Consider the following 8,250-nt stretch of genomic DNA (forward strand, 5'->3'; position numbering starts at 1 on the left):
GGTCCCCCCCGGCCGCGGTGGGCGTCAGGGGGCGGCCCGCCCGCGGGGGGCGCCCCCCGGCCGGGGTCCGCACCCAGAAGCTGGCGCACCCGCGCGCCGTGCCCGCGCCGACCGTCGCGAGGCTCGGGGGGCTCGGCACGGTGGTCGAGGACCGGGCGTTCGCCGTGGGCTCCCCGGACGGGCCCGTGGATCTGGTGGGCCATCCCTGGTCGACCGCCGCCTTCGCGTCCTACGAGTTCACCGCGGGACGTGCGCCCCAGGCCGCTGACGAGGTCGTGGTCAGCGGCGACTGGGCGAAGCCTGGCGAGCGCGTCCGTACCGACCGCGGCGTTGTGCGGATCGTCGGAACCGTCGCCGACCGGGGATTCGAGAACGCCGTCTTCTACTCTGACGAGCGCGCCGCGCAACTGTCACCGGTCAGCGTGCAGTTGGCTGTGAACGCCGATCCGGCAGCGGTACGCGAGGCCGTGCGCGGCAGCGCGGGCGTCCGGGTACTGACGGGTGACGCGCGTCGCTACGCCGACGCCGATCCTGACCGCGACGACAAGGCGATCACCGCCATGAACGCCATGTTCGGCACGGCCGGCGGTGTCACCGCCTTTGTGTCGGTGTTCGTCGTGGCATCGACCTTCGCGTTCGCCGTCGTCCAACGGCGCCGGGAGTTCGGTCTGCTGCGCACCGCCGGGGCCACCCCTGGGCAGATTCGCCGCATGGTGGTCGCCGAAGCGCTCGTGGTGGGGGTGCTCGCCTCCACCGCCGGCTGCCTGCTCGGTTCCCACGGCGCGCCGATGCTCGCGGACCGGGTGGTCTCCGAGGGTCTCGCGCCTGACTGGTTCGCGATCGGCGATCACACCTGGCCATACCAGACGGCCTTCTGGACCGGGCTGCTCGTCGCCCTGTGCGGCGCGGCGGGCGCCTCGTGGCGGGCAGGACGGACCGCCCCCATCCAGGCGTTGAGCGAGGCATCGGTGGACAGCAGGACGATGACGTGGGGCCGGTGGCTGTGCGGCACGGCGCTGCTGCTGACGGCGGTGGTCACACTGTGCCTGACGCTGGCCGGCGAGCCGAGCGAGCTGCTGCACCGCAAGACCTATGTGAGCCGGCCGATGCTGCTGATCACCGCTTTCGCACTGCTCGCACCGGTCGTGGTACGCCCGTTGGCCCGCGTGCTGGCCTGGTTGCCGGCCCGGCTGCCGGGTGCCGGGGGTCTGCTGGTGCGCGAGAGCGCGTCTGCCGGGGTGCGGCGCACCGCGGCGGTCGCGGCACCCGTCCTGGTCACCGTGGCACTCGCGGGATCGCTGCTGGGCGCCACCGCCACACTGAACGAGGCGAAGGCTGCCGAGACGCGCGAGCAGACGGCCGCCGCGTTCGTGGTCACCCCGGCGGGCGATGCGGGTTTCGACGCGGCGACAGTGACCAGACTCCGCGAGGTTCCGGGAGCCGTGGTGTCGGCGACCTCCCCCAGTGCCGTACACGTCCTCGAGGACGGTGCGGCACTCGTCAAGTCCGTGGCCCGTGCCGCCGATCCCAGCCTGCTCGCGGCGACCGTCCGTCTGCCGCTCGCCGAGGGAAAGGTGAGCGATCTGGATGACGATTCGATCATCGTCAACGAGGAGTGGCAGCGGCACACGGTGGGACAGCGTGTGCGGGTGTGGCTCGGGGACGGCACTCCGACGACACTGCGGGTCGCCGCGGTGATGCACGTCGGCACCGGAAACAACGGCGTGTACGTCACTCCCCGCAACGCCCCGGGGGCGAGCGTGGACCGGGTCGACGTCGCCGTCGCGCCCGGTGCCGACACGAGCGCTGTGGCGAGGGGGCTGCGCGAGGCGGTGCGTGAAACCGGCGGGCAGGTACGCGCCAAGGACGAGTGGGTGCAAGCCACTTACCCGGACACCAACCGCACCACCAGGGTCGGCCTCGTGCTGGTCCTCGGCATCGCCCTGCTCTACACGGGCATCTCCCTGGCCAACACCATGGTCATGGCGACCTCCGACCGGGTGCGCGAGCTGGCCGTACTGCGCCTCGCCGGAGCCACCGGATGGCAGGTGCTGCGGCTGGTGGGCGCCGAGGCGCTGATGGTGGTCGCGGTGGGGGCGCTGCTCGGGCTCGCGGTCGCCGGGCTCAATCTGGCGGGCATGTGGGGCGCGTTGGGTCTGCTGTCGGTGCGGACGACGGTAGAGCTGCCCTGGTCCGTCATCGGCACGGTCGTGGCCACCTGTGCGGTGCTGGCCGTGGTCTCGTCCGTGATCCCCGCGCGGCTCGCCCTGCGAGGGGGACGGACCGCGGAACTGGCGGGCGTGCGGGAGTGACCCGCGATTGTTCACTGCACACACATAACCGTCCAGAACATCCGCTAAGCGGCCAAATTTATGCTTAACCAGTCAGTCACACATCGTTCGTGATCGCGCAACAACGCTCCGCCACAGTGGTGGCATGACTGATATCGACTCCTCGAAGCGTTCCCGCCGCCGGCACCACTGGCGGCGGGACCTTGTCGAACTGGCCGCGCTCTTCACCGCCGTCGCCGTGGCCGACGCTGTCGCGAACACGGTCGCCCACAGCCCCGGCGGCCCACGGCTGCTGATCATCTCGGCTGTAGCGCTCACCGCCACGGCCGTGTTCCACATCTGGTGGGCGCGCCGCCACAGCCATGCGCCCCCGATCGCGGATACCAGCGGTCCCGGAGCGACGGAAGCCGGGACCGTACGGGCCGGAGCGGCCCACGCCACGGGTGGCGCCGATGAGCCGGGCCACCACGGCGATACGCGCGAGACCGTGCTGTGGCGGATGCGGACCACGGTGCGGGACCGGCCGGGCAGCCTCGCCGCGCTGTGCACGGCGCTGGCCCGCCACCAGGTGGACATCCTCACGCTCCAGACCCATCCCCTGGCCGACGGCACGGCCGATGAGTTCCTGCTGCGGGCCCCGGCCGAGCTGCCCTCCGTGCGGCTCATCCGCGAGGTGTCGGCCGCCGGCGGCAGCAGCACCTGGATCGAGCGCGCCGACGCCCACGACCTGGTGGACATCCCCACCCGGCTGCTGGGCCTCGCCACCCGCACAGCTCTCGATGCCGCAGAACTCCCGCTCGCGCTCCGCCAGTTGCTCGGCCGGTGCACCATCCACGCACAGCCCGCGGTCACGCTCGGGGGTCGTCCGGCCGGCGAACCCGTTCCCGTCGAAGGCGTGTTGGAAGACACCGTGCTGCGGCTGCGTGATCCGAACGGCGGCACGATCACGGTGGAGCGGCCGTATCTGCCGTTCACTCCCACCGAGTTCGCCCGTGCCCGCGCCCTCGTGGAGCTCGACGCCCGGCTCGGCCCGCGCGTTCCGCGCGGCAAGGATGTGCTGACGCTGCCCGAGGCGGGCGAGATCACCGTGCGCCGTGCCGACCGCGGCGATGTACCCGCGGCCCGTGCGATGCACGACCGCTGCTCCGCGCGCACGCTGGCGCTGCGCTACCACGGTCCGGTCGGTGACGCGGACCGCTATCTGAACCATCTGCTCAGCCCGAGTTTCGGCCGCAGCCTCGCCGTCGAGACGGCGTCCGGACGGCTTGTCGCCCTCGGCCATCTGCTCTGGGACGGAGATGAGACCGAAGTGGCCCTCCTCGTGGAGGACGACTGGCAGCATCGGGGCATCGGCTCCGAGCTGCTCAGTCGTCTGGTCGCGATGGCCGGCGACGCGGGGTGCGAGAGCGTGTACGCCGTGACCCAGGCGTCCAACACCGGCATGGTCGCCGCCATGCGCGGTCTCGGCCTCCCGCTCGACTACCAGGTCGAGGAGGGCACCCTGGTGATCAGCGCACTGCTGACTGCGGCTCCGCTGCCGGGGCATGAGCAGCGGACACCGCTCCCGCACGGCCGGACCGCTCGGGGATAGCGCCCAGCGCCTCACAGAGGTCGGCCCAGAGGTCGTCCACGTCCTCGAGTCCGACCGACATCCGCAGCAGCCGGTCGCTGACACCCGCGGCACGCCGGTCTCCCTCGGCCACGATGCGGTGGCTGATGGAGGCCGGGTGCTGGATCAGGGTGTCGACGCTGCCGAGGCTCACCGCGGGTGTGATCAGCCGGACACCGGCGATCACCTCGCGCGGATCTCCGTGGACCTCGAAGGAGACCATGGCGCCGCCCACCGCCGGGTAGTGCACGTGCGACACACGCGGGTCGCCGGCGAGCCGCCTGGCCAGCTCGGCGGCGGTCACCGATGCCGCCCGGACGCGTACCGGAAGGGTGGAGAGCCCCCTCAGCAGGAGGTAGCCCGCCATCGGGTGGAGCACACCTCCGGTGGCGAACCGCACCTGGCGCAGCGCGGCGGCGAACTCCGCGTCACAGGCGACGACACCACCCATCACATCACCGTGGCCGCCGAGGTACTTGGTCGCACTGTGCAGCACGATCCGGGCGCCCTGCTCCACGGGACGCTGGAGCACCGGGGTGGCGAAGGTGTTGTCGACCAGCAGCGGCACCGAACCGCAGGCGTGCGCGAGCGCCCTGATGTCGGTCTCCGAGAGCGTCGGGTTGGCGGGGGTCTCGACCATGACCAGCCCGGTGTCCGGCCTGATCGCCGCGGCGACGCCGGCCGGGTCGGTCCAGGTGACCTCGGTGCCGAGCAGTCCGCCGTCGAGCAGGTGGTCGCTGCATCCGTACAGCGGCCGGACGGCGACCACGTGGCGCAGCCCCATCGAGGCCCTGACCAGCAGTACGGCGGTCAGCGCCGCCATTCCGCTGGCGAAGGCCACCGCGTCCGCCGCGCCTTCGAGCCGGGCGAGAGCCGTCTCGAAGCGGGCCGTGGTGGGGTTGTCGAGCCGGGCGTAGACGGGCGGTCCGTCGAGCCGGACGCCGGTCGACGCGAAGGCGTCGATCCGTGCCGCCTCCTCCGCCACGTCATGCGAGGGGTAGGTGGTGGAGAGATCGATGGGTGCGGCGTGCAGACCGAGCGACACGAGGTCTTCGCGGCCGGCGTGCACGGCTTCGGTGGCGAGGGCTCGGATGCCCGGGGTGGGGACGTTCGAGGCAACGTGGTCCATGCGCGAACTGTGAACAATTACCGGCGAGTAGCGCGCTCACTCCGTGTTACGTTCGGGCCATGGGTGAATCCGTCGTACTGGACACGGTCGATCTACACATACTGCGCGTTCTCCAGAACGACGCCCGGACCACCTACCGGGAGGTGGCCGCCGAAGTGGGTGTCGCACCCTCGACCTGTCTGGACCGAGTGGCCCGGTTGAGGCGCAGCGGAGTTATCCTCGGCCACCAGCTCCGAATCGATCCAGCCAAACTCGGCCGCGGGCTTGAAGCGCTGCTCTCCGTTCAGGTACGCCCGCACCGGCGCGAACTGATCGGTCCTTTCGTCGACCGGATTCGGGCGCTGCCCGAGTCGCGCGCGCTGTTCCATCTGACGGGCCCGGACGACTATCTGGTGCATGTGGCCGTTGCTGACACGGCCGATCTCCAGCGACTCGTGCTGGACGAGTTCACCTCGCGTCCCGAAGTGGCCCGGGTGGAAACCCGGTTGATCTTCCAGCAGTGGGACTGCGGACCGCTGCTGCCACCCGGTCCCGACGCCTGAGAGTGGTCTGGGGGCAGGCTCGTTTGTCAGCCGACTGAGATCGAACGATGATGACGGCGCAGCCCGGGGCGTATCAGGATGACCGCATGCCAGAGACACCGAGCAGCGCACTGCCCCGCCAGATCGCAGACGCCTATGTCGACGCCCTCATCGATCTCGACCCGGTCATCGGAACCTACCTGGGGGTCCCGGAGAGCGCGGGCCGTCTCCCCGACTTCTCCCCGGCAGGCCAGGAGGCCGTCGCGGCGCTCGCCCGGGCGACGCTGGCCCGGCTCGATCTGGCTGAGACGCACCCCGGGGCCGACGCCGACCAGGAACGGCGCTGCGCCCGGCTGCTCCGGGAGCGGCTCGCGGCCGCGCTGGCCGTACACGAGGCCGGCGAGGGGCTGCGCGCGGTCAGCAATCTGCGCTCCCCGATCCACTCGGTGCGCGGCGTCTTCACGGTGATGGCGACCGAGTCGAAGGCCGACTGGGCGGCGGTGGCCGAGCGGTTGCGGGCGGTGCCGGAGGCACTCGACGGATACCGGTCCGCACTGGCCCTCGGCCTCGAACGCGGGCTGCCGGCCGGACCGCGCGCCACCGCCGAGGTGATCAAGCAGTTGGCGAAGTGGTCCGGTTGCGCGGAGCCGCCGGCTGACGGCGGGCGCAGTTGGTTCGAGGATTTCGTATCGGCCGGCCCGGACGATCTGCGCGCCGAACTGGACGACGCCGCCCGAACGGCCGCGGCGGCGTTCATCGACCTGCACGACTGGATGCGCGATGTCTACGCCCCCGCCATCGCGGCGGCCCCCGACACGGTGGGCCGCGAGCGGTACACCCGCTGGAGCCGCTACTTCCTGGGGACCGACCTGGATCCGGACGAGGCGTATGCATACGGCTGGTCCGAGTACCACCGGCTGCTCGGTGAGATGCGGGCCGAGGCCGACAAGATCCTGCCCGGCGCCGAACCCGGCGACGCCATCGCCCACCTCGAAGAGCACGGTACGCACATCGAGGGCGTCGAAGAGGTCCGGGTGTGGCTCCAGAAGCTGATGGACGAGGCGGTCGAGGCACTCGACGGCACCCACTTCGAGCTGGCCGAACGGGTACGGAAGGTGGAGTCCCGTATCGCCCCGGTGGGCAGCGCGGCGGCCCCGTACTACACCGGCCCGTCGGAGGACTTCTCGCGCCCCGGCCAGACCTGGCTGCCGACACGGGGCGAGACGCGCTTCCCGGTCTACGACCTGGTGTCGACGTGGTACCACGAGGGCGTACCCGGACACCACCTCCAGCTCGCCCAGTGGGCGCACGTCGCCGACCAGCTCTCGCGCTACCAGGCCACTGTCGGCGCGGTCAGCGCGAACTGCGAGGGGTGGGCCCTGTACGCGGAGCGGCTCATGGACGAACTGGGCTTCCTGGGCGACCCGGAGCGCCGGCTCGGCTATCTGAACGCGCAGATGATGCGGGCCTGCCGAGTGATCATCGACATCGGTATGCACCTGGGACTCGACATCCCGGCCGACTCCCCCTTCCACCCCGGTGAGCCCTGGACACCGGCCCTGGCCCAGGAGTTCTTCGGCCTCAACACGGGCCATCCAGCGGAGTACGTGGAGAGCGAGCTGACCCGCTACCTCTCCGTACCGGGCCAGGCCATCGGCTACAAACTCGGCGAGCGCGCGTGGCTCCAGGGCCGCGAGAACGCCCGAGCGGCACGGGCCGAACGGGGTGCGGAGTTCGACGCCAAGGCCTGGCACATGGCGGCCCTGTCCCAGGGTTCGCTGGGTCTGGACGATCTGGTGGACGAGCTCTCCAGGCTCTGACCCGAGCACTCGGGATGTCGCAGACAGACGTACGCCCCGACCATGGGTCGGGGCGTACGCCATACCCGGCGTGTCGTCACACGACACGAGGCCCGGGACGCTGACCGTGGCCAGGGTTGCCGTACCCCGGCTTGCCCGGCTTGCCCGGCTTGCCCGGCTTGCCCGGCTTCCCCGGCTTGCCGTAGCCGGGACGGTCGTGGTGCGGAGGCTTGGGCTTGGGTTGCTGCTTGCTGCTGACGGTGGTGGTGTTCGTGGCCGTACTGATGGCGGTGGTGCCGCCGCCGGTGACGGTGGCGGTGTTGGTGACCTCCTTCGGCGCGTCCTCGGCGATGTTCACCGTGAGCGTGAGGGGTGGGTAGCTCTCACCCGCGTCGAGGACGTCTTCGCGGGTGCAGGTCAGGGGGGTGAGGGTGCAGGTCCAGCCGGTACCCGTGAAGCTGACCGGGGTCAGGCCTGCGGGGAGGGTGTCGGTGACGGTGACCGTGGAACCGTCGGTGGGCCCGTCGCCGGTGTCAGTGACGGTGAGGGTGTAGGTGCCCTGCCCGCCCTGGACGAACGGCCCGTCGGCGGTGAGCTTCGTCAGCCGCAACGCGGGCGCCACCTGCTGGGGCACAACCGCGACCGCCACCCCGATCGGGAAGTTGCCGACGCCGACCGTGTCCACCACCGTGTTCGTCGCCGTGGCGATCACCGACACGGTGTCGTCGCCGCCGTTGGTGACATAGACGAAGGCGCCGTCCGGTGTCACCGCCACCAGGAACGGGCCGTTGCCGACGCCGACCGTGGCCACGACCGTGTTCGTCGCCGTGGCGATCACCGACACGGTGTCGTCGCCGCCGTTGGTGACATAGACGAAGGCGCCGTCCGGTGTCACCGCCAC

Annotated in this window: 6 protein-coding genes; 4 read left to right on the forward strand and 2 right to left on the reverse strand. The window is 71.3% G+C overall.

Annotated elements, in window-relative coordinates; all coding sequences use genetic code 11:
* Together ACFWI9_RS11910 and ACFWI9_RS11915 are read left to right on the forward strand one after the other, a co-directional pair.
* Window positions 1-2,312 (forward strand): FtsX-like permease family protein (locus ACFWI9_RS11910; RefSeq protein ID WP_387161008.1); only part of this gene is annotated, 2,312 nt, incomplete at its 5' end.
* Between the two features lie 124 nt (window positions 2,313-2,436).
* Complete coding sequence (locus ACFWI9_RS11915; RefSeq protein WP_387161010.1) at window positions 2,437-3,882, forward strand: GNAT family N-acetyltransferase; 1,446 nt, start codon at window positions 2,437-2,439, stop codon at window positions 3,880-3,882.
* On the opposite strand, the gene ACFWI9_RS11920 is transcribed toward ACFWI9_RS11915, so the two are convergent.
* Window positions 3,800-5,029 (reverse strand): trans-sulfuration enzyme family protein, encoded by a 1,230-nt coding sequence (locus ACFWI9_RS11920; RefSeq protein WP_387161013.1) that lies wholly within the window; start codon window positions 5,027-5,029, stop codon window positions 3,800-3,802. The genes ACFWI9_RS11915 and ACFWI9_RS11920 overlap by 83 nt on opposite strands.
* 59 nt (window positions 5,030-5,088) lie before the next feature.
* On the opposite strand from ACFWI9_RS11920, the gene ACFWI9_RS11925 reads away from it, so the two are divergent.
* Together ACFWI9_RS11925 and ACFWI9_RS11930 are read left to right on the forward strand one after the other, a co-directional pair.
* A complete protein-coding gene (locus tag ACFWI9_RS11925; protein WP_387161015.1) occupies window positions 5,089-5,571 on the forward strand; it encodes an Lrp/AsnC family transcriptional regulator in 483 nt (160 codons plus the stop codon).
* Between the two features lie 86 nt (window positions 5,572-5,657).
* On the forward strand, window positions 5,658-7,370 hold the full coding sequence (locus ACFWI9_RS11930) for a DUF885 domain-containing protein (protein WP_387161017.1): 1,713 nt from the start codon (window positions 5,658-5,660) through the stop codon (window positions 7,368-7,370).
* 76 nt (window positions 7,371-7,446) lie between these two features.
* On the opposite strand, the gene ACFWI9_RS11935 is transcribed toward ACFWI9_RS11930, so the two are convergent.
* A partial coding sequence (locus ACFWI9_RS11935) for a beta-propeller fold lactonase family protein (RefSeq protein WP_387161019.1) occupies window positions 7,447-8,250 on the reverse strand: 804 nt, incomplete at its 5' end.

It is taken from the genome of Streptomyces sp. NPDC127084 (assembly GCF_042724175.1).
Classification (GTDB): domain Bacteria; phylum Actinomycetota; class Actinomycetes; order Streptomycetales; family Streptomycetaceae; genus Streptomyces.

Bases quoted from the DNA above. Each gene is read 5' to 3' on its own strand.
- ACFWI9_RS11930 (WP_387161017.1), top strand. From the start codon at position 5,658: ATGCCAGAGACACCGAGCAGCGCACTGCCCCGCCAGATCGCAGACGCC.
- ACFWI9_RS11920 (WP_387161013.1), bottom strand. From the start codon at position 5,029: ATGGACCACGTTGCCTCGAACGTCCCCACCCCGGGCATCCGAGCCCTC.
- ACFWI9_RS11915 (WP_387161010.1), top strand. From the start codon at position 2,437: ATGACTGATATCGACTCCTCGAAGCGTTCCCGCCGCCGGCACCACTGG.
- ACFWI9_RS11925 (WP_387161015.1), top strand. From the start codon at position 5,089: ATGGGTGAATCCGTCGTACTGGACACGGTCGATCTACACATACTGCGC.